Origin of the sequence: Actinophytocola gossypii, from assembly GCF_025165815.1 — a bacterium.
Classification (GTDB): domain Bacteria; phylum Actinomycetota; class Actinomycetes; order Mycobacteriales; family Pseudonocardiaceae; genus Actinophytocola; species Actinophytocola gossypii.
In genome coordinates this window covers 1-23927 of record NZ_JAFFZE010000031.1, presented here as the reverse complement: position 1 = coordinate 23927, position 23927 = coordinate 1, and the positions used below count along the sequence as shown (strand labels likewise).

Here is a 23927-nt window from a genome sequence, read left to right as displayed (position 1 = left end):
GAACGTGCGTGTCCACTCAATCCGCGATCACCGTCGACGACGACGGCGTCCGACGGCTGCTCGCCGACGGCACCGAGGAGTCGGTGACCTGGGCGGACCTCGCCGAGGTGGCGATCAGGACCACCCCGGAGGGCCCGTGGAAGGAGGACGTGTTCTTCCTGCTGGTCCGGGCCGGCGGCGGTGGCTGCGCGGTCCCGGCCGGCGACCCGTCCGCCGACGACCTGATGAGCCGCCTCCAATCCATGCCCGGCTTCGACAACGACGCCTTCGTCGAGGCGATGACCACCCAGGAGGACGGCCTGTTCGTGGTCTGGCAGCGCGACAAGTAGCGCGGTCAGTTCCGGCGCAGTCCGTCGACGAGGACACCGACCATGCGCTGGTCGTACTCGAACTCCTCGGGGCAGGGGAATTCGCCGGGCGCGTCGCGCCGGTGTCCGTCCGCGGTCCGGTGCTCGTGGTCCCCACCGCGGCCTGGACCGGGTTGCTGACGGCTATGGGCGTCGCGCCAGCACGGTGACCGTACCGGGGTCCACCTCGGTGAACCCCGCGTCGCGCACCGCCACCACGCCCTTCGACCGCCAGGCCGACGCCGGGTCGTCGCCGGGATGCGCGGCTGCCCACTCGGACCGGGACGGATTACGGACCGCGCAGCGGAAGCCGGCCGTCGCCCAGTCCGACAGGTCCGCGCCGTCCGCCTGCCACAGTGCGGCCAACAACATCGTCGCGTGGCCGACCTGGGCGGCGGCCTTCCCGGCGGTCATCTCGATCGTCGGGTTCAGCCAGAGCACCGGCACGCCGGGCTCGACCGGGCCCGGCTCGTCGGCCGGCAGGTCGCTGCCGGCGATCTGCAGGCGGGACACCTCCTTGGGCGTCTCCGCCACCCGGCCGGGCACCAGCGCCCGGACCGACGCGCCGCCCACCGTCACGGTCACGCCGGGCAGGGTCTCCGCCGCCGTCCAGTGGGCGCCGCGGGCTCGGCGGGAGACCTTCCTGATGTGCATCCGCACCCAGTCGGCGACGTCGGCGTGCCACTCGCCCTCCGGCGAGGTGGCGCGGGGGTCCAGGCACACGGCCACGGCGGCGGACGCCGCGGCTTCCAGGAGCGCGGTCCGGCCGGGCGGCTCGGATCGCTCGATGCGCAGGATCACCGGCATGGCCCGTACCAGCGCGGGGTCCTCGGCGGCGGTGTCGGCGGTCGCGGCGGCGGGCAGCTTCAGCCAGTCGGCGTAGCGGGCGGCCAGTGGGTCCAGGATCACGGGCGGAACGGTTCCAGGCCGTCGGCGGCGTCGGCGGCCTCGACCTCCGCGCGGGTCACGCCCAGCACGAACAGGACGACGTCCAGGTACGGGTGCGACAGCGCCGTGTCCGCGACCTCGCGCAGGGCGGGCTTGGCGTTGAAGGCCACGCCCAGGCCCGCCGTGGACAGCATGTCGATGTCGTTCGCGCCGTCGCCGATGGCCACGCACTGGGCCAGCGGCACGTCGAAACTCGCGGCGAAGCGGCGCAGCGCGGTCGCCTTGCCGGCCCGGTCGACGATGTCGCCGAGTACCCGGCCGGTGATCGTGCCGTCGACGATCTCCAGGTCGTTGGCGAGGCTGAAGTCCAGGCCGAGGTCCTCGGCGAGCCGGTCGATGATCGTGGTGAAGCCACCCGAGACCACACCGGTGCGGAAGCCGAGTCGTTTGAGCGTGCGGATCGTGGTGCGCGCGCCCGGCATCAGTTCCAGCGAGTCGGCCACCTCGTCCAGCACGGACGCCGACAGCCCTTCCAGGCACGCCACCCGCCGGACCAGCGACTCCGCGAAGTCCAGCTCACCGCGCATCGCGGCCTCGGTCACCTCGCGGACCTTGTCCCCGCAGCCCGCCCGCTCGGCGAGCATCTCGATGACCTCGCCCTGGATCAACGTTGAGTCCACGTCGAACACGACCAGCCGCTTCGCCCGCCTGGTCAGGCCCTCCCGCTCGACCGCGATGTCCAGGCCGACCCGCGCGGACAGCTCCGCCAGCGCGGACCGCAGCTCGGCGTCGCCCTCGCGGGTGTCCTGCGCGACCGACACCCGCAGTTCCAGGCCGGTGACCGGGTAGTCGGCGACCCGGCGGATCGCGTCGATGTTCACGTCCAGCGCGGCCAGCCGGCGCGCGACCTCGGCGAACGCCCGGGCCGGGAGCGGGCGGCCGAGCACGATCAGCACGTGGCTGGAACCCACCCGCGCCGGGGTGAGCGGGTCGGCGCCGACCTCCACGTGCACCTGCATGGCGACCGTGGCCATGGCCTGCTCGACGGCCTCCTGCAGGCCCTCCGGGTCGTGCTCGCTGCCGACCAGCACGCCCAGCACGAGCTGGCCACGGATGGTGACCTGCTCGACGTCCAGGATCTCCACGCCGTGCCTGGTCAGCACGGCGAACAGCACCGACGACACACCAGGCTTGTCCGGCCCGGTGACCGTGATCAGCACCGGCGTGTTCGGCGTACTCACGACCAGGTCAGTTCGGCTTCTTGGGATCGCCCTTGGAGATGTCGTCCGGGTTCATCTTCTCGGCGAGGATCTCCGACGGCGCCGGCGGTGCCTCGGCGGTCGCGACACCGCCGTGCTTGCCGCTGAACAGCCCGGTGTACTTCTCCTGGTTGGCCTGCTCGACCATGTGCGGGTAGTGCAGGTCGAACGCGGGCCGCTCGGAGCGGATCCGGGGCAGCTCGGTGAAGTTGTGCCGGGGTGGCGGCGTGCTCGTGGCCCACTCGAGCGAGTTGCCGTAGCCCCACGGGTCGTCCGCGGTGGTGGTCTCGCCGTAGCGGTAGCTCTTGAACACGTTCCAGATGAACGGCAGCGTCGACGCGCCGAGGATGTAGGCCCCGATGGTGGAGATCGTGTTCAGCGTGGTGAACCCGTCGGAGGCCAGGTAGTCGGCGTAGCGGCGCGGCATGCCCTCGTTGCCCAGCCAGTGCTGGACCAGGAACGTGCCGTGGAAGCCGAGGAACGTGGTCCAGAAGTGCAGCTTGCCGAGCTTCTCGTCGAGGTAGCGCCCGGTCATCTTCGGGAACCAGAAGTAGATACCGGCGAACGTGGCGAACGCGATCGTGCCGTAGAGCACGTAGTGGAAGTGCGCGACCACGAAGTAGGTGTCCGACACGTGGAAGTCGATGGCCGGCGCGGCCAGCAGGATGCCGGTCAGACCGCCGAAGAGGAACGTGACCAGGAAGCCGACCGAGAACAGCATCGGCGTCTCGAAGGTCAGCGAGCCCTTCCACATGGTGCCGATCCAGTTGAAGAACTTCACACCGGTCGGCACCGCGATCAGGAACGTCATGAACGCGAAGAACGGCAGCAGCACCGCGCCGGTGGCGTACATGTGGTGCGCCCACACCGCGACCGACAGCGCCGCGATGCCCAGCGTCGCGTACACCAGGCCGCGGTAGCCGAACAGCGGCTTGCGGCTGAACACCGGGAAGATCTCGGACACGATGCCGAAGAACGGCAGCGCGACGATGTAGACCTCGGGGTGGCCGAAGAACCAGAACAGGTGCTGCCAGAGGATCACGCCGCCGTTGGCCGGGTCGAACACGTGCGCGCCGAGCTGGCGGTCGGCGAGCAGGCCGAACAGCGCCGCGGTCAGGATCGGGAACGCGATCAGGATCAGGATCGAGGTGATGAAGATGTTCCAGGTGAAGATCGGCATCCGGAACATCGTCATGCCGGGGGCACGCAGGCAGACCACGGTGGTAAGCATGTTCACGCCACCGAGGATCGTGCCGAGACCGGACAGGATCAGGCCGACGATCCACAGGTCACCGCCCACGCCGGGCGAGTGGATCTTGTCCGACAGCGGGGTGTAGGCGAACCAGCCGAAGTCGGCGGCGCCACCCGGGGTGAGGAAGCCGGAGATCACGATGATCCCGCCGAACAGGAACAGCCAGTACGAGAAGGCGTTCAGCCGGGGGAACGCGACGTCGGGCGCGCCGATCTGGATCGGGAGCACGAAGTTCGCGAAGCCGAACAGGATCGGCGTCGCGTACAGCAGCAGCATGATCGTGCCGTGCATGGTGAACAGCTGGTTGTACTGCTCCTGCGAGAGGAACTGCTGTCCGGGGAACGCCAGCTCGGAGCGGATGAGCATGGCCATCGCGCCGCCGATCATGAAGAAGGCGAACGCCGTGACCAGGTACATCATCCCGATCTTCTTGGGATCGGTCTCCCGGAACAGCTGCAGGAAGTATGAACCCTTGGCTGTCGGGCGCGCCGGGTACGGCCGCGTGGCGATCGGCTTCGGGGCTACTGCCGTCACTCCTGCCTCCCTGATCTGATTCGTGGCGATCGTAGCCCTCGCGGTGTGGGGTGTTGCCGCTGGGCTCGGCCGTGACGGCTACCACAACCCGTGCTCGGGTGATCCTCGAGTGCTCCGGTCACCGCAGCACCGCGACCAGGACCGCGGCGGCCACCACCGCGGCGCCCGCCGGGACGGGCAACACGGGCACGAACAGCAGCGTGACCAGGCCGAGGTCCGGACCGCGCAGGCTGCGGGCGATCAACTGCACCGGCATCGAGCCCATCGGGGTGTCGACGGAGGCCGTGTTGTCGTAGGTCGGGGCGGCGCCGGTGACCGTGCGGACCGCGCAGGCGGCGGCGAGTGGGACGGTCAGCAGCACGGTGACGTCCCAGTCGGCCCAGGCGTACACCGGCAGCGCCCAGGCGACCGCGCACCCGGTGAGCACGAGCAGGTGCGCGGCCCGCAGCGCGGTGTCCGACAGGCCCGCCCAGCGGCGGCGGCCCGGCGAGCGCCACAGCTCCCCCAACCCGCCGGCCAGCGGGACCAGGGCGAGGTAGCCGAGCAGGCCGAACACCAGCTCGTCGGGCAGCGCGGGGAGGGCCAGGTGCGCGGTGACGGCGGTGACCGCGAGCAGCGCGGCGGTCGGCACGTGCCGGGCACGGGCGGCGATCCCCACCCAGGCCAGCCGCACCCCGGTCGGGCGACGCAGCGACCACCCGCGCACCGGGCGGGCGGCCGGCAGCAGCATGCCGACGTCGAGGAACTGCACGCCGACGACCCGGAGGACGCGGTCCCGCCAGCCCCGGACCAGGTCGTCGCGACCCGCTCGGCTGACCTCCGGCCGGGTGACCGACCCGGAGCGGGCCAGCAGCACCACCGCCGGCCCCACCAGCACCGCCGCCGCCACCGCGATCCCGAGGGGACCGGGCCGGACCGCGACGGCGGCCGCGGCGAGCCCGAGCGCGGCCAGCGCCTCCAGCCGCGCGTCGCGCCGGACCCGGCGGGTTGCGCCGAGCGCGAGCAGGGCCGTGGCCAGCAGGAACGCTCCCCCGGCGAGGACCCACGGCCGGCTCAGCCCGATGACCGCCGCGGTGACCGCGAGCAGGTACCCCAGGGCCAGCACCCGCCCGAGCCAGCCTCTGGCCTGGCGCCCGGCGACGATCCGCTCCCGGTCGATGGCGCCGAAGTCCCGCCAGGTCAGCACGGCGGGTTCGAGCCAGACGAAGCCGCGCGGCAGCATCGACCACCAGGCCAGCGCGGCGGCGACGAGCAGCAGGAGCAGCGCGGCCTCCGGGGAGGCGACCCCGAAGATCTGCCGGAGCCGGTCGAGCCGGAAGAACGCCATGGTGAGCACGCCGACGGCCAGCAGCAGGCCGAGGGTGCGCTCGTCCCCGGAGAGCCAGCGCGCCGCGAACGTCTTCATCCGAGCTGGACCACGTGGTCGGCGACGTCGAGCAGTGGTGGGTGGTGCGTGGCCATGACGATCGTGCGGCCTTCCTTCCGCTCGGCGTCGGCGAGGTCGGCGAGCCACTCCTTGCCCTGCACGTCGAGGGCACGTTCCGGCTCGTCGAGCAGCAGGACGCGGTGCGGGCGGGCGATGGCGCCGAGCAGCAGGAGCCGGCGGCGCTGGCCGGCGGAGAGGTGGTAGGCGTGCACGTCGGCGCGCTCGCCGAGCCCGGCGTCGTCGAGCCACCGGTCGATGTCGTACTGGTCGGTCTCCTGCTCGCCGCCGAACGTGCCGAGCAGGAGTTCCAGGTGCTGACGCGGAGAGAGTTCGGCGAAGAAGTCGGAGTCGTCGAGCAGGACCGCGACGTCCCGCCGGAACCGGACGTCCCGCTCGTCGGGAGCGCGGCCGGCGACCTCGACGGTGCCCTCGGTGGGGTGGCGGAGGCCGTAGAGGCAGTGCAGGAGGGTGGACTTCCCACTGCCGTTGGCCCCGGCGAGGACGAGGCACTCACCGTCCGCGACCGCGAGGTCGAGGTCGCGGAACAACCAGTGCTCCCCGGCCCGCATCCCCAGCCCGTCCACCATGATCCCCATGGCGATCGAGCCTATGGGACACGTCGGTTCGGCCTGGAGTGGGAGCCGTGCCCGATCCACGTGCCGACCTCCCGCTCGTCGGCGGGGAGGACGCGGGCGGCGTGGACGTCACAACCGACGACGTCGAGACGTCCAGCGTCAGACTCCCGGAAGACCGTCCGTGACCGACTGGTACGCCCTGATGGTGTCGGCCAGGATTTCCTTGCCGGGGCGGGACCACAGGTCGGCGTTGAAGACCTCCACCTCGATCGGGCCGGTGTAGCCGGCTTCGGCGACGGCGGTGAGGAACTTCGGGAACTCGACGTGGCCGGTGCCGGGCAGGCCGCGACCGACCAGCACGTCGGCCGGTAGTGGCAGGACCCAGTCCGCCAGCTGGAAGCACGCGATCCGCTCCCCCGCCGCCGCGATCAGCTCGAAGACCCGCTCGTCCCACCACACGTGGTACGTGTCCAGGGCGATGCCGACCGCCGCCTGCGGGAACGGGGCGGCCAGGGCCAGCGCGGCGCCCAGGGTGGCCACCACGCTCCGGTCGGCGCAGAACATGGGGTGCATCGGCTCGACCGCCAGCCGGACGCCGACGTCGAGGGCGTGTGGGGCCAGCGCCTCCAGGCCGGCGGCCACGCGGGCTCGGGCTTCGGCCAGGGACCGGCCGGTCAGGCCGCCGCAGACGAGGACCAGCGCGGGGGCGCCCAGTTCGGCGGCCTCGTCCAGGGCTCGGCGGTTGTCGTCGAGCCAGTCGTCGGCGCCGAAGAAGCCGCCTCGGCACAGTGACGTGACGGCGACGCCGGACTCGCGGGCCAGCGCCGCTGAGCGGGACAGGCCGTAGGAGGCCACGGGTTCGCGCCAGAGGCCCACACCCGGCACGCCGGCGGCGGCGCAGCCCTCGATCACGTCGGGGAGCGGCCAGAACTTCGCTGTCGCCTGGTTGAAGGAGAAGCGGTTCACTGGTCCACCCCGCAGACGGTGAAGAACGCGCGTGCCCTGGCCGCGGCGAGCGACGGGTCGGGCAGCAGGCCCGCCTCGTCGGCCAGGACCAGCAGGCGCGCCAGGTGCGCGGGCGACCGGCCCGACTGGAGCCCGCCGACCATCGTGAAGTGGTCCTGGTGGCCGGACAGCCAGGCCAGGAACACGATCCCCGTCTTGTAGAACCTCGTCGGCGCCGCGAACAGGTGTCTGGCCAGCGGGACCGTCGGCTCCATCCGGGCCAGGAAACCCTCGGCGTCGCCGTCGTCGAGCAGGTGCAGGGCCGGCCCGGCGACCGGGGCGAGCGCGGCGAACACGCCGAGCAGCGCGTCCGAGTGGCCCTCGGCGTCGCCGGCGATCAGGGTCGGGTAGTTGAAGTCGTCGCCGGTGTACATGCGCACCCCGGCGGGGAGGCGGCGGCGCAGGTCGACCTCGAACTCGGCGTCCAGGAGGGAGACCTTGATCCCGTCCACGCGGGGGCCGTGGTCCTTCAGCAACGTCAGCACCACGTCGGCGGCGGACGCCACGTCGGACGTGCCCCAGTAGCCGGTCAGCGCCGGGTCGAACATCGGGCCGAGCCAGTGCAGCAGCACCGGGTCCGACACCGACGACAACAGCGACGAGTACACCGACAGGTAGTCCTCGGGGCCCCGCGCGGCCGCCGCCAGGTGCCGGCTGCACATCAGCACCGGCACCGCGCCGGCGTCGACCACGTCGGCCAGCTGCTCGCGGTAGGCCTCGGTGACGGCCTCGAGGGTCGCCGGGCCAGGGGGGAGCTGGTCGGTGGCGACCCCGGCGACGATCCGACCCCCGACGTCCCGGGCGAGCGCTGCGCTGCGGCGGACCAGGGACCGGACGGCCGGGTAGTCCAGGCCCATGCCGCGCTGTGCGGTGTCCATCGCCTCCGCGACGCCGAGGCCGTGCCGCCACAGGTGCTCGCGGAACGCGAGCGTGGCGTCCCAGTCGACCTCGGCCGGGGCGTCCGGGACGTTCTCCGCCGACGGGTCGGCGACCACGTGCGCGGCCGCGTACGCGATCCGGCCGCGCGCCGGGCCGGTCACCGCGCCGGTACCCGAACCGCCGCGCAGCCGGTGCCGCAGACCACCGGGGAGCACCACTTCGTCGGGCATCAGGCCAGCTCCGGGATCTCGATCCGCCGGCCCTCGCCGGCCGAGCGCAGGGCCAGTTCGGCCAGCTGCACGCCGCGGGCGGCCGCGTGCAGGTCCCACGGGAACGGCTCGTCGCTCACCACGTGCCGCAGGAACCGCTCCCACTGCACCCGGAACCCGTTGCCGAACTCCTGGTTGTCCGGCACCGTCGCCCAGTCGCCGCGCTGGTCGGCGCTCGGCGGCAGGTCCGGGTTCCACACCGACCTCGGCGTCGCCTCCCGCCGCTGCGCGCGGCAGTTCCGCAGGCCGGCGACCGCGCTCCCGTGCGTACCGTCCACCTGGAACTCGACCAGCTCGTCGCGGAACACCCGCACCGCCCAGGACGAGTTGAACTGCGCGATGATCCCGTCGTCCAGCTCGAAGGTCGCGTACGCGGCGTCCTCGGCGGTGGCCGCGTACTCCTCGCCGTTCTCGTCGAAGCGGCGCGGGATGTGCGTGGCGGTCGTGCAGCGCACCGCGCGCACCGGGCCGAGCAGGTGCTCGAGCACGTAGTGCCAGTGCGGGAACATGTCCAGCACCATGCCGCCGCCGTCCTCGCGGCGGTAGTTCCACGACGGCCGCTGCGCCGACTGCCAGTCGCCCTCGAACACCCAGTAGCCGAACTCGCAGCGCACCGACAGCACCCGGCCGAAGAAACCGCTGTCCACCAACCGCTTCAGCTTCACCAGCCCGGGCAGGAAGATCTTGTCGGCCACCACGCCGACCTTCACCCCGGCCGCCTCGGCCGCGCGGGCAAGGGCGAGCGCGCCGTCGAGGTCGGTGGCGACCGGCTTCTCGGTGTAGACGTGCTTGCCCGCCTCCAACGCCGACGCGATCGCCTTCTCCCGGCGGTCGGTGGTCAGCGCGTCGAAGTAGATCTCCACGTCGTCGCGGGCCAGCGCGGACGGCAGGTCGGTGGTCCAGTCGGACAGGCCGTGCCGGTGGGCGATCTCGGCGAGCTTGTGCTCGTTGCGCCCGACCAGGACCGGCTCCGGCCACAGCACGGTGCCGTCGGCCAGGGGCAGGCCGCCGTCGTCCCGGATGGCCAGCAGCGAGCGGACCAGGTGCTGCCGGTACCCCATGCGCCCGGTCACGCCGTTGAGCACGATGCCGATGGACCTACGGGACATGCTGCGATTCCTCCAGTATCAGTGGTTGCTGGTCGAGCCGAGGAGTTCACGGATCTCGCGGGTGAGGGTGCCGAACCCGGGTTCGGTCATCACCTGCGCGTAGTCCCGCTCCCTGGGCAGGTCGACCTCCAGCGTGCGCATCAGCCTGCCCGGGCGCGGGCTCATCACCTCCACCCTGGTGCCGAGGAACACCGCCTCGGCGATGGAGTGGGTGACCAGCAGGATCGTCGTGCCGGTCTCCCGCCAGATCCGGTTCAGCTCGGCGTTGAGCTGCTCGCGGGTGAGCGCGTCCAGCGCACCGAACGGCTCGTCCATCAGCAGTACCGGCGGCTCGTGCAGCAGCGCGCGGCACAGTGCCACCCGCTGCTGCATGCCGCCGGACAGCTCGTGCGGCAGCGCCTTCTCGAACCCGGACAGCCCGGTCAGCTCGATCAGCTCGTCCGCCCGCGCCGCGGCCCGTGCCTTGTCCATGCCGCGCATCTCGGCCTGCAGCAGGATGTTCTTGCGCACCCCGCGCCACTCCAGCAGCGCGGCGCGTTGGAACGCGAAGCCGATGTTGCGCTGCGGCCCGGTGACCGCCTCGCCGTGCACGCTGACCGAACCGGTGGTCGGGCGCACCAGGCCGGCGACCACCTTGAGCAGGGTGGACTTCCCGCACCCGGACGGGCCGACGATGCTGATGAACTCGCCGGCGTCGACGCGCATGGTGACATCGTCCAGGGCGGTCGTGCTGGAGCGCTTCGACTGGAAGCGGACGGTCAGGTCGGTGACGTCGACGGCGGTGCCGGTGAGGGTGCCGGTCATCAGGACCCCGACCCGTCCGCGTGGCTGCCGTCCCAGTAGGTCGCCGGGTCGGCCGCGTTCTTCAGGTCCGCGTACTGGGCCATCAGGTCGATGGTGCCCTGCCACTGCTCCTCGGTGTTCACGCCCGGCTGGCCGGCGGTGTCCAGCTGCAGCAACGGTTCCGCGAGCTCCAGCTGCTGCTCCAGCACCTCCAGCGGCGGCTCGTTCTCGGCGCCGTCGGCCATCGCCTTGGCCGCGGCCGGGATGTCGGTGACGGCCTCGGACCAGGACTTCTGGGTGGCGCGGACGAACCGGCTGACCAGGTCGGCCTTGTTCGTCAGGGTGTCCTCGTTGGCGACGATGCCGGTGCCGAGCATGTTCAGCCCGGAGTCGGCGAACAGCAGGTAGTCGACCTGCTTGCCGGTGCGGGCCTCGATCGTGGGGCCCTGGTCGTGGAAGAAGCCCATGATCGCGTCGACCTGGCCCTCGGCGAGCTGCGCGATCTTGTTGGCCGCGTCCATGTTGACGACCTCGACGTCGCCTGGCTTGAGTCCGTTGGCCGCCAGCCACGCGGGGAACGTCGCGTACATGGCGTCGCCCGGGGTGCCGCCGACGGTCTTGCCCTTCAGGTCCTGCGGGGAGCTGATGTTCTGCTCGGACAGGAACTCCAGCGACGCCGGTCCCTTCTGCAGGAACACGCCGACGCTCTTGACCGGCATGCCCTCGCTGATTCCGTGCAGCAGCGCCGGGGTGTCGGCCCAGCCGAACGTGGTCTGGCCCTGCGCCACGGCCTGGATCGTGGTGCCGGAGCCGTTGCCCGGCTGGATCTTCAGATCGATGCCCTCGTCGGCGTAGTAACCCTGCTCGATGCCGTAGTAGAACGGCGCGTGCTCGCCGTAGGGCACCCAGTTCAGCGTCAGCGTCACCTTGTCGGCGTCAGGCGGGGCGGCGCCGGTGCCGTCGCCGCTGTCCGGGCCGCCGCCCGGCGCGCACGCTCCGAGCGCCAGGACCGCGGTGAGAGCTACTGCGTAGCGCTTGGCATTCATTGGCAAGCCTTTCAGGAAGTGGTGAGCGGGGTGGTCGAGCGGCGGCTGGCGTGCCACGGGATCAGCAGCGCCTCGGCCACCTCCACCACCACGAACAGCAGGATTCCGATCAGCGACATCAGGATCAGCGCGGCGAACAGCATCGCCGAGTCCAGGTTTCCGTTGGCCAGCAACAGCACGTAGCCGAGGCCCTCGCTGGCGCCGACGAACTCCCCGACCACGGCGCCGACCACCGCCAGCGTCACCGCGACCTTCTCGCCGGCCATCAGGTGCGGCAGGGCGTTGGGGAAGCGGATCTTGCGGAACGTCTGCCAACGGGACGCGCCCATCGTGGCCGACAGCTCCAGCAGCTCCGGGTCGGTGGAGCGCAGCCCGGCGACACCGGAGACCACCACCGGGAAGAACGCGATCAGCACGGCCAGGATGATCTTCGGGGCGAGGCCGTTGCCGAACCACACCACCAGCAGCGGCGCGATGGCGATCTTCGGGATCACCTGGGCGAACAACACGATCGGGTACAGCGCCTTGTCCATCGTGCGCGAGTACGCGATCAGGACGGCGGTCGCCAGGCCGAGCACGCTGGCGATCACGAACCCGACGACGGTCTCCCAGAGAGTGACGTAGGAGTGGTACATCAGCGACGACCAGTCCTGCGCCATCCGGTCCCACACCTGACCCGGGGTGGGCACCAGGTAGTGCGGCATCCACTCCTGCGCGGAGGCGAGCCACCAGAAGAAGAAGACGATCGCGAGCAGGATGCCCGGGCGCCAGACCGCCTCCCACAGCCGCAGCAGCTGTCCGCCGAGGTCGAACCGGCGCGCCGGCGGTGCGTCGCCGCCGGGTTCCTGGTCCCCGTCCTGTCGCGCGTCGGCCACGATGCTCGACATCCCGCTCGACATCCCTAGGACACCACCTTCTCCACGATGATCGCGTCGCCCGGCGGACACTCGGACATATCCGGCAGGTAAGCGCTTTCCTGCGACTGTATTCGGTTACCGGGGTTCAGGCAAGGGCTTTCCCGCTACTCCGGACGGTAGGTGTCGAGCCGCCCGCACATACCGAGCCGGCCGCGCTCGGCCGGCTCGGCGAACGCGGTCACGCGGGCGTGCGTCAGGTGGGTGGCGTCCCCCCTGGCGAGGGCGTCGAGGTGCACGCCGGTCACCTGGGCGGCGCGGAACGCCCCGTTCTCCCAGCGGTTGCGCCAGGTGTCGAGCTGGGGCTGTTTGAGCGCCGCGGCGGCGGCGTGGAACTCGGCCATCGCCCGCGGGCCGTCCCGCTCGACGGCGTCACGCAGTCGGGTGAACCCCTCGATGGCGAGGTCGCGGCGGGCGTAGGCGGAGCGGACGTCGGTACCCGGCGCCCCGCCGCCCGGCAGCGCGGCGGCCTCGGCGTACCGGTCGGGGTCGGCGAGGACGTCCGGCGGGAAGGTGAGGACCGCGTCGCCCGCCTCGGGGAGGCCGGAGTTGCCCATGATCACGACGATGTCGAGGCCGCCGTGGTTGACCAGCCGGTGGACGGTGCCAGGGGTGAACCACAGGACGGTGCCCGGCGCGAGCTCGTACTCGGCGAAGCCGTCGCCGGAGATGGTCTGGACGGCGCCGCTGCCGCCGGTGACGACGTAGGCCTCGGTGCAGCAGAGATGCAGGTGCGGGGTGCCACCGGGAAGCCCGTCCGGGGTGACCGTGTCGTACACGCAGAGACGCGAAACGCCAACCCCTCCGGGTAGTGGGTCAGCCATGGAAGATCACATAGAATTCCGGAGCGGGCATCGGGGCCTCCAGAGGCGAGGAAAGGGCTTTCCTTGTAACCTGACGCTAGGCCCGCGGGAGCCGGCCGTCAACGGTGTGAAGGTAGGTGCGAGGTGGCGACGCTCGCCGATGTCGCGCGGCGCGCGGGAGTGTCCGCTGCGACGGTCTCGCGGATCGTGAACGGCAGCCCGAAGATCGTGTCCGAGGAGCTTCGCGAGCGGGTGCTGCGCGCGGTGCAGGAGCTGCAGTACGTGCCGAACGCGCACGCGCAGCTGCTGGCCAGGTCGCATCGGACGACGGTCGGCGTGATCGTGCACGACGTGTCGGACCCGTATTTCGCCGAGATCACCCGGGGCCTGCAGCGGGTGGCGAGCGAGCAGGGCCGGCTGGTGATCATCTGCAACTCGTACCGGGATCCCGACCGGGAGCTGGAGTACGTGGAACTGCTGCGCGCCCAACAGGTCGAGGCGATCATCCTTGCGGGTTCCGGTTACCACGATCCGGGGTTCACGAAGTCACTCAACGCGAAGCTGAGCGCGTACATGGCCACGGGTGGGCGAGTGTCGGTCGTGGGCCGCCACAAGCTCGCCGGGGACGCGGTGATGCCCGCGAACGAGGAGGGCGCGTACCTGATCGGCCGGGAGATCTTCGCCGCGGGCCACCGGCACGTCGGGGTGGTCGCGGCCCCCAAGCAGCTGACCACCACCACGGACCGCCTGGCGGGTCTCCGGCGGGCGGCGCGCGAGTACCGCCGCACGCTGCCGGCCCGCCGCATCGAGTACGCCGAGTTCGACCGCGACGGCGGCGCCGCGGCCACGGCGGCACTCCTGGACGCCGACCCCCGGCTGACCGCGATCATCGCCCTGAACGACTCGATGGCGATCGGCGCGCTGTCGGTGCTGCGGGAGCGGGGCCTGTCGGTGCCCGAGGACGTCACCGTCGTCGGCTTCGACGACATGCCGATCGCCAGGGACGTCACCCCCGCGCTGACGACGGTCCGCCTACCCCTGGTGGAGATCGGCGCCCGCGCGATCGCCCTGGCCCTGGAGTCCCAGCAGCCCAACCCCCGCGTGGAGGAGGTCGAGGCCACGGTCATCCACCGCGAGTCCCTGGCCCCACCCCGCACCGGCTGAGAACCACGGAACGTCGGGCGGCTACGGCGCGTCGGTGCCGTTCGGGGTCGGGGTGGTGGGCTGGTCCGGGGTCACGCCGTCGGCCTTGCGGGCGCTGGCCTTGTCCGGGATGGCGTCGAGGACGGCCTGCGGGACCTGGTACACCGTGCCGCCGGCTTCGAGGTAGGCGCGGAAGCCGGGGTCGTTCGCGTTCGGCACCCTGGTGCGGACGGCGATGGCGCCGAACTCGTGGGCGTACTCGACCTTGAAGACCACGTCGCCGTAGGTGCCGCCGTCGCCGGGGAGCGGGGCGCGGCTGTCGCCTTTCATGAAACGGATCACGTCGTCGTCCTCTCCGGGGGTTTGGTCAACCGGCGGGCCGGCCGCGAGCCGGTTGATGCGGGGAATGGCGGACATCGCGTAGCGGCCGGGGCAGGCGGTGGACGCGCCGGGGGCCTGCTGGTGACCGCCGTTGAGCCGGGCGCGGCGCCACCAGCCGGCGGCGTGGCCGTGCTGCAGCAACGCCGCCACCGCGCGGAGTTGGGCCTCGGTCAGCGCGTAGCGGGTGAAGTCGCCGACCAGCACGATCGCGCGGGAGATCGAGTTGCGGCCGCCGGTGTGCGCACCGATCCGGTCGACCCCGTGGCCCTCGTACACCCGCCCCGACGGCATCACCGCGAACGTGTAGCTGATGCCCCGCCCGAACCGCTGCTCGCCGATGGCCTCGAGCGTGCGCATCGCCCGCGCCTCGTCGTCGTCGACCCCATCGCGGTTGGCGTCGACATACGCCAGATCGGGCGCGATCGTCACCGAGTGGTGCAGCCAGACCTCCGACGCGGGCAACGGCGCCGGACCGAACCCGCGCTCGTGCCGAGCACCCCACCGGGGCCTGCTGATGATCTTCAGGGGAGCCATGGGGACCGAACCTCCGTGAACGTTGCGTAGTTCACCAACTACAACGTTGCCAGGTCGCCCACCGTTCAAACCTAAATACCACCCGAAAGTGTTACATCCGTCGCAATCCGTGACAGACGGAACCACGCGACCGTCCGCCCGCAACGCGAGGCAGGACGGGCCGGAGTCGTTCGGCTACCTCTGTCACAGGGGAAACGCGGGTTCGAAACCCGCCACCGGCTCCGGTCGGCACTGCTTGTCCATCCTCCCTCGACACCGCGGGCCGACGACGATCGGTTACCGGAACAAAGTGTTGCGGGTTCGAACCCCGCAGGAGCGGCAACGCGCCGTAGCTCAATCGGTAGACCGCGCTCATCCGGCAGCTGTCCCGACTCACCCGCTCGGCATGCGGCACGCGCTCGACCGCGGCATCGAGGTCGACACGTTCGCCGTGTACACCGACAACGCGACGTGGGCCGGGAACACCCACCCGCACCAGGCGTTGCGCCGGTACCGCGACCGGACGGGCATCGACGCGAGGCTGGTCGTGGTCGGGATGACCGCCACCCGCTGCTCGATCGCCGACCCGACGGTCCCGGAGATGCTCGACGTCGCCGGGTTCGACGACGCGGTCCCGACACTGGTCACGGACTTCGCTCGGGGTCTGTAGTCAGCGTCCGGCCGGGAGCACCGCGTACTGGCGGAGGCACAGGTCCGGGTAGGTGACCGGGCCTCGGGGGCCGGGGACCTTGTCGATGTTGATGCCGGTTTCCGGGACGCCCAGGAGCTTGAAGCCGTCCAGGAGTCTGGTCGGGGCGTTCCAGAACACGCCGGTGCCGGTGTACTCGGCGATGAACCGGTCGGCGGTCGGCTCGTCCTCGGTGACGATGCAGGCGGCCAGGCCGGACGTCTCCTCGTTGGCCACGCGGGCCGCGTCGGCGGCGTCGTCGACCGGGAGGATGGTGACGGTGGCCTCGCGGTCGGCGTCGAGGGCCCATTCGTAGCCGACCGGGTGCTCGTGCGGGGGGAGGGACGGAGCCACGTCCAGTTCGGACAGTGTGCTGAGGACCGCCGGGAGCAGCTTGTCGTACGCCGCGCGGTGCAGGAGCAGGAGGTTGAGGCGGTTGCACACGCCAAGCCGGTCGAGGCTGCGGCGGATCAGGTCGACCGCCAGCTCCGGGTTCGCGGCCTCGTCGACGTACAGGACGGCGCCGCCGTCGGCGTGGGCCAGGGTGCGGACGCCGTGTTGGGCGGCCAGGCGACCCAGTTCGCGGGTGCTGTCGCCGCTGCCGCGGAGGATCACCAGGGGGACCGACCCGGGCAGGGAGACCAGGGCGCCGGCGGCCGCCCGGTCGGGGCTGGGGACCAGTTGGATCGCGTCCGGGTCCAGGTCCACATCGGACAGGGCGGGGGCGATGACGGACTCGACCAGGGTCATGGCGGAGCGCAGGGCGGCCGAACCGGTACGGAGGACGCCGGCGTTGCGGGACTTCACCAGCTGGGACGCCACGTCGACGGTCACGTTGGGGCGGGCCTCGTAGTTGGCGCCGATCACGCCTACCGGGCGCCTGCGTTCGACCAGGCGTAGGCCGTCGGGGAGTTCGTGCAGATCCACCGAGCGGGCCGGGTGGGGGGCGGCGGCGAGCAGGCGCAGGGCCTCGGCCATCGTGGTGAGGCGGTCGTCGGTGATGCGGAGGCGGTCGAGCAGGCCCTGGCTCATGCCGGCGGACTCGGCCGCCGCGACGTCGGCGGCGTTGGCTTCGAGCACGACCGCGCGGGCGGAGGTCAGGCGGGACGCCATCGCGGCCAGGGCGTTGTCGATCGCCTGGTCGGGGGCGTTCGCCAGGGTGGGGGCGGCCTTCTTCGCGGCGGTGGCGCAGGCGGCTACCGCCTCGGCGACAGTGCTGTGTTCCAGGACCGACATGAGGGCAAGTCTGCCTCACGCCAACAGCCACGCCGTCGCTAGCACCAGGCAACCCACGTCGACCAGTACGAAGCACGTCACCCAGAACAGGCCGGGCGCGCCGGTGATCCTGGCCAGCTGGTCGGCGTCGGAGTCCCGCGCCCGCCCGCGCCTGCGCTTGCCCTGCAGCTCGAACACCGACCGGAGGCCGCCGAGCAGCAGGAACCAGGTGATCACGTGCGCGAACGCGACCTGCACCTCCCCCTTCGCCCACCACGCGACGCCGACCAGCACCGCCCCGGTGACCAGCACCGAGAACACGCCGTAGACGTTCCGCACCCACAGCAGCACGCCGACCAGCAGCACCAGGCACGCCACCAGCAGCGCCGTCACCTGGTCGGCACCGAGCAGCGCGGCGAACCCCAGGCCGAGCAGCGACGGCGCCACGTAGCCGGCGAACCCGGTCAGCACCATGCCCGGGCCGTACGGCCTGCCCTTCGTCACGGTCAGGCCGGAGGTGTCCGAGTGCAGCCGGATGCTCGCCAACCGCCTACCGGACAGCACCGCGACCAGCGCGTGCCCTGCCTCGTGCACGATCGTGATCACGTGCCTGGCCAGCCGCCACAGCACCGACACGGCGACGACCACGAACGCGATCCCGGCCGCGACGAGCACCGCCGTGTCCGGGTCGAAGCGGAGGCCGAACAGGTCTTCCCACACGCGCGTTAGCTGATCACACCCGGTGGCCGCCAGTCGAACGTGCCGGTCAGCGCCCGGACGAACAGCGACGTCGGCAGCAGCCGCACCAGCGTGTTCCTGGCCGCGCAGGCCGGCCGCGAGGACAGCGACACCGCCGTGTTGCCCAGCAGGGCCCGCTTCGCGATCGTCTGCGTCCTCGGGCGGCGCAGCGCGTCGTACCGGCGCAGGGCCACATCGAGGTCGGTCGCGCCGGCCAGTACCGACAGCGTGGCGGCGTCCTCCAACGCCTGGCAGCCGCCCTGACCGAGGTTCGGGGTCATCGCGTGCGCGGCGTCGCCGAGCAGCACCACCCGGCCGCGGACGTAGCTCGGCAGCGGGGGCAGGTGGTGGATGTCGTTGCGCAGCACCCACTCCGGCTCGACGGCGGCGAGCAGGTCCGGGATCGGGTCGTGCCAGTCGTGGAACCGGCGGCGCAGCTCGGCGAGCTCGGAGTCGGGGGCGCGGCCGCCGGGCGGGAGCTTGGCGGTGGCGTAGCAGTACACCCGACCGCCGGGCATCGGGAACGCGCCGAACACCGAGCCGGCGCCCCAGCTCTCCCCGCCGGCCAGGTCACGCTGCCACGGCAGGACGAACCGCCACGCGGTGCTCCCCGCGTACCTCGGCGGGGCTGCGTCCGGGAACACCGACCGGCGGACGGCGCTGCGCACCCCGTCCGCGCCGACGACCAGGTCGGCCGGCAGCTCCCCGCCGTCGTGCTCGACGACGGCGCGGTCGCCGTCGAGGCGCACGCCGTGCACGGCGGTGCCGGGCAGCCGGGACTCGGCGGGGATGCCGGCGAGCAGCGCGTCCAGCAGCTCCGCGCGGTGCGCGACCACGGCGGCCCGGGTGGCCTCCTCGACCTCGTCCAGGCCGTCGAGGCGGGCCAGCCAGGTGCCGCGCCAGTCGCGGAGGCCGCCGGTGTGCGGCAGGCCGGGTGCCTCCAGCCGGTCGAGGGCGCCGACCGTCTCCAGTGCGCGGAACGCGTTGGGCCACAGCGAGATGGCCGCGCCGACCTCGGTGAACTCCTCGGCCCGCTCCAGGACGCGCACCTCCCACCCGTTCCGGATCAGGCCGCCCGCCACGGCCAGGCCGCCGATCCCGCCGCCGACCACTACCGCTGTTCTCGTCATGGGAACCTCCTCTACAGCTGTAGTGGACTCTACACCCGTAGAGTGGTGGCATGACGCCGGACCGACGAACGCTCATCACGGACGCGGCTGTCGGCACGCTGGCCGCCGAGGGGATGCGCGGGTTCACCCACCGAGCGGTCGACCGCGCCGCCGGCCTACCGGAGGGGTCGACGTCGTACTACTTCCGAACCCGCGAGGCGCTGATGATCGGGACGCTGGGGCGGATGGCCGAACTGGACATCGCCGAGGCCGGCGCCGTGCCCGAACTGGGCGGGACGCTGGGCCTGGACGAGCTGACCGACATCGTCGCCGCCCTGGTCCGGCGGTTCCTGACCACGAGCCGCGCGCGGACCCTCGCCCGCTACGAGCTGTCCCTGGAGTCGACCCGCCGCCCGGAGCTGCGCGCGACCCTGCTCGAGCACGGCGCCGCCATCCGGGCGATGGCCGAGCACCTGCTGATGTCGGCCGGCGCGCCGGAACCCCGGCGGCGCGGGCACACGCTGATCGCGCAGATCGACGGGCTCGTGTTCGACCAGGTCGCCGGCGCGGGCACGCTCGACGAGGCCGACCTGCGTGCGGCCTGCCGGGACATGCTGGCCGCCGCGCTGCGGGCCTAGACCTCCAGGACGTCGTCGCCCGGGGTGGCGGCGAACAGCGAGTCGATCTCGTCGGCGTACTTCTCCGCGATCGGCTTGCGGCGGAGCTTCATCGTGGGGGTCAGTTCGTCGCCGCCCGGGTCCCAGGTGGTGGGGATGATGCGGATGCGCTTGAGCTGCTCCACCCTGGCGAGCTTGGTGTTGCCCTCCTTGACGCCGGCCAGCACGGCGGCCCGGACCTCGGGGTGCGCGGCCAGCTCACCAGGGGACGTCGAGGAGATGTTGTGGGCGGCCGCGAAGCCCGCCGCCGCGTCCGGGTCGAGCACGACGATCGCGGCGACGTACGGGCGGTCGTCGCCGATCGCGACCACCTGGCCGACCAGGGAGGAGGCCGCCTTGATCGCGTTCTCGATGTTCGACGGCGACATGTTCTTGCCGGCCGCGTTGATGATCAGTTCCTTCTTGCGGTCGACGATCGTCACGTAGCCGTCGGCGTCGATCTCGGCGATGTCACCGGTGCGCAGCCAGCCGTCGGCGTCGATGGTCTCGGCGGTCTTCTCCGGCTCGTTGCGGTAGCCGCGCATGATGGTCGGGCCGCGGGTCAGCAGCTCGCCGTCCTCGGCCAGCTTGACCTCCATGTCCAGCAGCGGCCGGCCGACGCTGCCGAGCTTGGTGTGCCCCGGCGCGTTCGCGGTGGTGGCGCCGCCGGTCTCGGACATGCCCCACACCTCGTAGATCCGGATGCCCAGGCCCCAGAAGAACTCCAGGATGTCCGGCGAGATCGCCGAAGCGCCGGACGCCGGGCCGCGGCAGACGTCCATGCCGAGCTTGGTGCGCAGCTTGGCCAGCACCAGCTTGTCGGCCAGGCGGTGCTGGGCCGCCAGCGCCCTCGGCAGCTCCCGGCCGGCCAGTTCGTGCCGGGCCGCCCTGATCCCGGTCTCGATCGCCCACTCGGCGATCTTCCGCTTGACCGGCTTCTCGGCGGCGAGCCCGGTGTCGATGGCGGCCTTGAACTTCTGCCACACCCTCGGCACGGCGAAGAACGAGTGCGGCTTGGCGTCCGGCAGCGCCTGGGCCAGCGTGGTCAGGTCGGCCACGCAGGTGACCTGGATGCCGAACAGGATCGCGAAGTACTGCGCGGTCACCCGGTCGGCGATGTGCGCGGCCGGCAGGTACGACACCACCCGGTCGCCCGGCTCGACGTCGAACAGCACCCGCACGGCGTCGGCCTCGGCGATCACGTTCGCGTGGGTGAGCTCGACGCCCTTGGGCGGGCCGGTGGTGCCGGAGGTGTAGATGATCGTGGCGAGGTCGCCTGGCTCGACCGCGCGCCAGGCGGCGTCGAAGTCGAAGTCCGGGTCGCCCCGGGACTCCAGGTCGGCGAGCGACATCGCGCCCTCGGCCGGGCCGTCGACGCAGACGATGTGCTCGACGGAGCCGCCGGCCTCCCTGATCCGGGACAGGAACCGCTCGTCGCAGAACACGACCTTGTTGCCGGCGTTGCCGAACAGGTAGGCGATCTGGTCGGGCACGGAGGTGTTGTAGATCGAGAACGGGGCGGCGCCCAGGTGCAACGCGGCCGCGTCGACGAGGTGGAACTCGGGCCGGTTGCTGAGCATCAGCCCGACGGTGTCGCCCCGGCCGACACCGAGCGCGGCGAGGCCCGCGGCGAGCGCGCGGACCCGCTGGTCCCACTGCCGCCAGGTGATCCGGTCCCGGTCGCCGGGCGTTCGGAGCACGACGGCGTCCGGGCTGGTGGTCACGAAGTCCTGGAACGCCGCGCACAGCGTGGCGGTGGTCTTGTCGGTCATGTGCACGCTCCGCTGCGGCGATGATGACACCCGTGGATCGCGTGATCGTAAGTGCCACATGCCCGCGCCGTCCACGTTGATCTGGACGTTTACGACAACGTTACCGCAACCGGACGCAGCGTCGCCTGACTCAGCTGGCGTGCGGGAGCGAGAGCGGCCGAGTCAAACTCCGGAACGACTGTCCGACGTGGACCAGTGGATCGTGGGGGCCGGTCCTGGCCCGGACCACCTCGCCGAGCAGCAGCACGTGGTCGCCCGCCGGCAGCGACTGCACGGGCCGGCACTCCAACCGCACGGCCACGTCGTCGAGCAGCGGAACGCCCTCGTACCCGGTGGTCACCGACAGCGCCTCGAAGTCGTTGGGCGCGTCGGAGAACCGGTCGGCCAGCTCCTCCTGACCGGTGCGCAGCACGTGCACGGCGTAGGCGTCGGCGGCGGTGAACACCGGCCGGCAGTGCGCGTCCCGGTCCAGCGACACCGAGATCATCGGCGGCCGCTCGGAGACCTGGCTGACCGCGCTGGCGGTGAACCCCCACCACCAGCCGTCGCCGTCCGCGGTGGTGATCACGGCCATGCCGGTCGGCCAGTTCGCCATCGCGTCGCGCACCGAGCAGGGGTAGACCGTCGAGCCGGGCATCATGCCGCCACCGCCGTGGTGCCGCCGTCCCGGCGGACGTGGGTGGCGCCGGCGCGGGCGGCCTCGCGGACCGCGGCGGCCGGGTCGGGGTTGCCGAGCAGCACCTGGGTCGCTCCGGCCGCGAGTCCGGCGCCGAGGTCGGCCGGGTGGTACGCCGAGGTCGCGTTGAGCACCACGGAGTCCGGGTCGAGCCCGTCGGCCGTGGCCAGCGCGGCCGTCTTCAGCTCGTGGTGGGTGCGCACCCGCCGGCCCTCGACGGTGGCGGCCGCGTGCTCGTCGCGGTCCCGGGGCTCGACCAGCAGGCTCCCGCGGCCGGCGAGGTCCGCGCAGGTCGGCTGGCCCGCCTCGGCCGGCGCGTCGTACAGCACGACCTGCTCCAGCCGGGCTCCGGCGAGCACCCGGCGGACCCGCTCGTAGGTGACCCGCCCCAGCAGGGCCGCCCGCGCGCCGCTCTCGGCGAGCACGCCGGCGAACGGCTCCGCCGGCATCCTCGGGTTCACCGGGACGGCGACGTTCCCGCTGCGCAGCACGGCGTGGAAGGCGGCCGGGAACGCGGTGCCGAGCGCGGCCGACACCACGACCGGGAGCCCGTCGCCGCCGATCAGCTGCCGCAGGCCGAACGCCAGGCGGGACACGGCGTCGTCCAGCTCGGCGAACGTCGTGCTCCTGGTGCCGGCCCGGAGCGCGGTGCGGTGCGGCCACCGGGCGGCGGCCAGCCGGGGCAGCACGTCGGCCGAGCCGACCGGCACCCGCGTGTGTGGCGCGGTCATGACAGCCGCACCCCCTCCAGGCCCAGCGCCGGGTCCGGCAGCGGGAGCCACCGGTCGTCCTCGTCGGTCTCGGCGGTGGTACGCAGGGATTCGAGCATCGACGTGCTCGACCGGGCGATGGTGTGCTCGATGTGCCGCGCGGCGGCGGGGTTGTCGTCGACCACCCGGTAGTAGTGGTCGAGCGCGACCATCGACCCGCTGCCCTTGGGCACGATCAGCCAGATGCCGCCCATCGACGCGAGCGGTGCCGCGGCGTGCTCCTGCCGGAACCGCACCCGCAGCCGCTTCGGGTTGAGCTCCCTGGCCGACACCCAGCTGCCCCGCCGCTCGCCGAACGTGCCCCAGAACCTGACCCGCTGGCTGTTCCCGTCGTAGCCGATGTGCTCGACCGCGAGCACGGACTCGAACAGCCTCGGCCACCGGTCGACGTTCGCGATCAGCTGGTAGACCCGCTTCGGCGGCGCCGCCACCTTCGTGGTGTGACGTGCGGTCCAGATCTTCAGCTCCGCCATGTCGTCGCTCCCTTCCGTCGAAAGAGCGCCTACCTGTGAGTTTCCTCACCGGCACTGGAGGCGTGGTCGAGTCACGATCGATGGCGGTGCGGAGCCGACCCGGAGTCGTCCGCGACTCGACCCGGGTTCGAGACCACGTGCGGACCCTGGGGTGATGCGAGGTTTCCACGCGGTGCCCCGCCGGCCGGTGCCGGCGGTGGTGACCGTCGAAGCAGAATCCGGCGGCGGCACGCGCCGGCCCCGGTTCCTGAACCTGGTGGTGCGTGCCTACCGGGAGTGGGACACCGGTCGCCCGGCGGAGCCGGTGCGATACCTCGTGGTCAGCTGACCGTCCAGGTGTCGGGGCCGTCGAGCAGGTGCTGGAGGTCGGCCGGCCGTTCCCGCGCGGCGGTGACCTGGTCGCGGGCCTGATCGTCGTAGGCGGGCCGCTCGACCGCCCGGTACACGCCGGTGACGACGTGTTCGAGGTCCTGCGTCGAGAGCCGGGACAGCGCGAACGCGTAGGACGGGTCGTCCACGGTCGCGTCGTGCACCACGATCCGCTCGTCGTCCACTTCGGACAGCGGGGCGATCTCGAGCCCGTGCCGGCCGTGCACCACGGCCTGGTCGCCGAACACGATGGGTTTGCCGTGTTGGACGGGGATGAGGCGTTGTTCCTTCTGTCCTGGTTCTTTGAGTACGTCGAAGGCGCCGTCGTTGAAGAT

Annotated in this window: 25 protein-coding genes, 1 tRNA gene and 1 pseudogene; 6 read left to right on the top strand and 21 right to left on the bottom strand. The window is 72.1% G+C overall.

Annotated elements, in window-relative coordinates; all coding sequences use genetic code 11:
• Positions 1 to 8: 8 nt before the first annotated feature.
• A complete protein-coding gene (locus JT362_RS33550) occupies positions 9 to 329 on the top strand; it encodes a hypothetical protein (RefSeq protein ID WP_260195931.1) in 321 nt (106 codons plus the stop codon).
• 162 nt (positions 330 to 491) lie between these two features.
• On the opposite strand, the gene JT362_RS33545 is transcribed toward JT362_RS33550, so the two are convergent.
• The 12 genes from JT362_RS33545 to JT362_RS33490 form a co-directional block, all read right to left on the bottom strand.
• Complete coding sequence (locus JT362_RS33545) at positions 492 to 1256, bottom strand: peptidyl-tRNA hydrolase (protein WP_260195929.1); 765 nt, start codon at positions 1254 to 1256, stop codon at positions 492 to 494.
• Entirely contained in the window at positions 1253 to 2476 is a 1224-nt protein-coding gene (gene serB / locus JT362_RS33540) for a phosphoserine phosphatase SerB (protein WP_260195927.1), read from the bottom strand. The genes JT362_RS33545 and serB overlap by 4 nt, the downstream gene beginning before the upstream one ends.
• A 7-nt stretch (positions 2477 to 2483) precedes the next feature.
• On the bottom strand, positions 2484 to 4280 hold the full coding sequence (gene ctaD / locus JT362_RS33535) for an aa3-type cytochrome oxidase subunit I (protein ID WP_260195926.1): 1797 nt from the start codon (positions 4278 to 4280) through the stop codon (positions 2484 to 2486).
• Between the two features lie 118 nt (positions 4281 to 4398).
• Positions 4399 to 5685 carry a hypothetical protein gene (locus tag JT362_RS33530; protein ID WP_260195925.1) on the bottom strand — a complete coding sequence of 429 codons (1287 nt, stop codon included), beginning with the start codon at positions 5683 to 5685 and terminating at the stop codon, positions 4399 to 4401.
• Positions 5682 to 6302: an ABC transporter ATP-binding protein gene (locus tag JT362_RS33525; protein ID WP_260195924.1), complete on the bottom strand. Its 621-nt coding sequence runs from the start codon at positions 6300 to 6302 to the stop codon at positions 5682 to 5684. The genes JT362_RS33530 and JT362_RS33525 overlap by 4 nt, the downstream gene beginning before the upstream one ends.
• Before the next feature lie 138 nt (positions 6303 to 6440).
• Entirely contained in the window at positions 6441 to 7247 is an 807-nt protein-coding gene (locus JT362_RS33520) for a sugar phosphate isomerase/epimerase family protein (protein ID WP_260195923.1), read from the bottom strand.
• Complete coding sequence (locus JT362_RS33515) at positions 7244 to 8395, bottom strand: dihydrodipicolinate synthase family protein (RefSeq protein WP_260195922.1); 1152 nt, start codon at positions 8393 to 8395, stop codon at positions 7244 to 7246. Before JT362_RS33515 ends, JT362_RS33520 begins: the two co-directional genes overlap by 4 nt.
• The gene (locus JT362_RS33510) at positions 8395 to 9543 is read right to left on the bottom strand and encodes a Gfo/Idh/MocA family protein (protein WP_260195921.1); all 1149 of its coding nucleotides are present in this window, start codon (positions 9541 to 9543) and stop codon (positions 8395 to 8397) included. Before JT362_RS33510 ends, JT362_RS33515 begins: the two co-directional genes overlap by 1 nt.
• Positions 9544 to 9561: 18 nt before the next feature.
• Complete coding sequence (locus tag JT362_RS33505; protein WP_260195920.1) at positions 9562 to 10347, bottom strand: ABC transporter ATP-binding protein; 786 nt, start codon at positions 10345 to 10347, stop codon at positions 9562 to 9564.
• The gene (locus JT362_RS33500) at positions 10347 to 11372 is read right to left on the bottom strand and encodes an ABC transporter substrate-binding protein (RefSeq protein WP_260195919.1); all 1026 of its coding nucleotides are present in this window, start codon (positions 11370 to 11372) and stop codon (positions 10347 to 10349) included. Before JT362_RS33500 ends, JT362_RS33505 begins: the two co-directional genes overlap by 1 nt.
• 11 nt (positions 11373 to 11383) lie before the next feature.
• Positions 11384 to 12259 (bottom strand): ABC transporter permease, encoded by an 876-nt coding sequence (locus tag JT362_RS33495; protein WP_260195918.1) that lies wholly within the window; start codon positions 12257 to 12259, stop codon positions 11384 to 11386.
• Between the two features lie 134 nt (positions 12260 to 12393).
• Entirely contained in the window at positions 12394 to 13065 is a 672-nt protein-coding gene (locus tag JT362_RS33490) for a cupin domain-containing protein (RefSeq protein ID WP_260195917.1), read from the bottom strand.
• Positions 13066 to 13233: 168 nt separating this feature from the next.
• Here JT362_RS33490 and JT362_RS33485 point away from each other — a divergent pair, with 168 nt between their 5' ends.
• Positions 13234 to 14253, top strand: coding sequence for a LacI family DNA-binding transcriptional regulator (locus JT362_RS33485; protein WP_260195916.1), 1020 nt, complete (start codon positions 13234 to 13236; stop codon positions 14251 to 14253).
• A 21-nt stretch (positions 14254 to 14274) separates the two neighbouring features.
• Here the strand turns inward: JT362_RS33485 and JT362_RS33480 are convergent, their stop codons facing one another.
• Positions 14275 to 15147: an N-acetylmuramoyl-L-alanine amidase gene (locus JT362_RS33480; protein WP_260195915.1), complete on the bottom strand. Its 873-nt coding sequence runs from the start codon at positions 15145 to 15147 to the stop codon at positions 14275 to 14277.
• 159 nt (positions 15148 to 15306) lie between these two features.
• Between JT362_RS33480 and JT362_RS33475 the strand changes: the two genes are divergently transcribed.
• Both JT362_RS33475 and JT362_RS35790 read left to right on the top strand, forming a co-directional pair.
• A tRNA-OTHER gene (locus tag JT362_RS33475) sits at positions 15307 to 15368 on the top strand.
• A gap of 14 nt (positions 15369 to 15382) precedes the next feature.
• Positions 15383 to 15796, top strand: coding sequence for a hypothetical protein (locus tag JT362_RS35790; protein WP_446014144.1), 414 nt, complete (start codon positions 15383 to 15385; stop codon positions 15794 to 15796).
• Here the strand turns inward: JT362_RS35790 and JT362_RS33465 are convergent, their stop codons facing one another.
• From JT362_RS33465 to JT362_RS33455, 3 genes are read right to left on the bottom strand one after another with little or no spacing between them, the layout of a single operon-like run.
• Positions 15797 to 17050 carry an aldehyde dehydrogenase family protein gene (locus tag JT362_RS33465; RefSeq protein ID WP_260195913.1) on the bottom strand — a complete coding sequence of 418 codons (1254 nt, stop codon included), beginning with the start codon at positions 17048 to 17050 and terminating at the stop codon, positions 15797 to 15799. It lies immediately after the preceding gene.
• Between the two features lie 15 nt (positions 17051 to 17065).
• Positions 17066 to 17749, bottom strand: a complete 684-nt coding sequence (locus tag JT362_RS33460; RefSeq protein WP_260195912.1) for a M50 family metallopeptidase — start codon at positions 17747 to 17749, stop codon at positions 17066 to 17068.
• A gap of 5 nt (positions 17750 to 17754) precedes the next feature.
• Entirely contained in the window at positions 17755 to 18897 is a 1143-nt protein-coding gene (locus JT362_RS33455) for an FAD-dependent monooxygenase (RefSeq protein ID WP_260195911.1), read from the bottom strand.
• Positions 18898 to 18947: 50 nt separating this feature from the next.
• Here JT362_RS33455 and JT362_RS33450 point away from each other — a divergent pair, with 50 nt between their 5' ends.
• Complete coding sequence (locus JT362_RS33450) at positions 18948 to 19514, top strand: TetR/AcrR family transcriptional regulator (RefSeq protein WP_260195910.1); 567 nt, start codon at positions 18948 to 18950, stop codon at positions 19512 to 19514.
• Here JT362_RS33450 and JT362_RS33445 read toward each other — a convergent pair.
• The 4 genes from JT362_RS33445 to JT362_RS33430 form a co-directional block, all read right to left on the bottom strand.
• Complete coding sequence (locus JT362_RS33445; RefSeq protein WP_260195909.1) at positions 19511 to 21304, bottom strand: AMP-dependent synthetase/ligase; 1794 nt, start codon at positions 21302 to 21304, stop codon at positions 19511 to 19513. The genes JT362_RS33450 and JT362_RS33445 overlap by 4 nt on opposite strands.
• A 130-nt stretch (positions 21305 to 21434) precedes the next feature.
• Entirely contained in the window at positions 21435 to 21944 is a 510-nt protein-coding gene (locus JT362_RS33440; protein WP_260195908.1) for a flavin reductase family protein, read from the bottom strand.
• The gene (locus tag JT362_RS33435; protein WP_260195907.1) at positions 21941 to 22711 is read right to left on the bottom strand and encodes an AMP-binding protein; all 771 of its coding nucleotides are present in this window, start codon (positions 22709 to 22711) and stop codon (positions 21941 to 21943) included. The genes JT362_RS33440 and JT362_RS33435 overlap by 4 nt, the downstream gene beginning before the upstream one ends.
• Positions 22708 to 23223, bottom strand: a complete 516-nt coding sequence (locus JT362_RS33430) for an aromatase/cyclase (protein WP_260195906.1) — start codon at positions 23221 to 23223, stop codon at positions 22708 to 22710. The genes JT362_RS33435 and JT362_RS33430 overlap by 4 nt, the downstream gene beginning before the upstream one ends.
• Positions 23224 to 23377: 154 nt before the next feature.
• Between JT362_RS33430 and JT362_RS33425 the strand changes: the two genes are divergently transcribed.
• The gene (locus tag JT362_RS33425; RefSeq protein ID WP_260195905.1) at positions 23378 to 23551 is read left to right on the top strand and encodes a hypothetical protein; all 174 of its coding nucleotides are present in this window, start codon (positions 23378 to 23380) and stop codon (positions 23549 to 23551) included.
• Here JT362_RS33425 and JT362_RS33420 read toward each other — a convergent pair.
• A pseudogene (locus JT362_RS33420) lies at positions 23544 to 23927 on the bottom strand (2-oxoacid:ferredoxin oxidoreductase subunit beta); the annotation flags it as partial. The gene JT362_RS33425 and the pseudogene JT362_RS33420 overlap by 8 nt on opposite strands.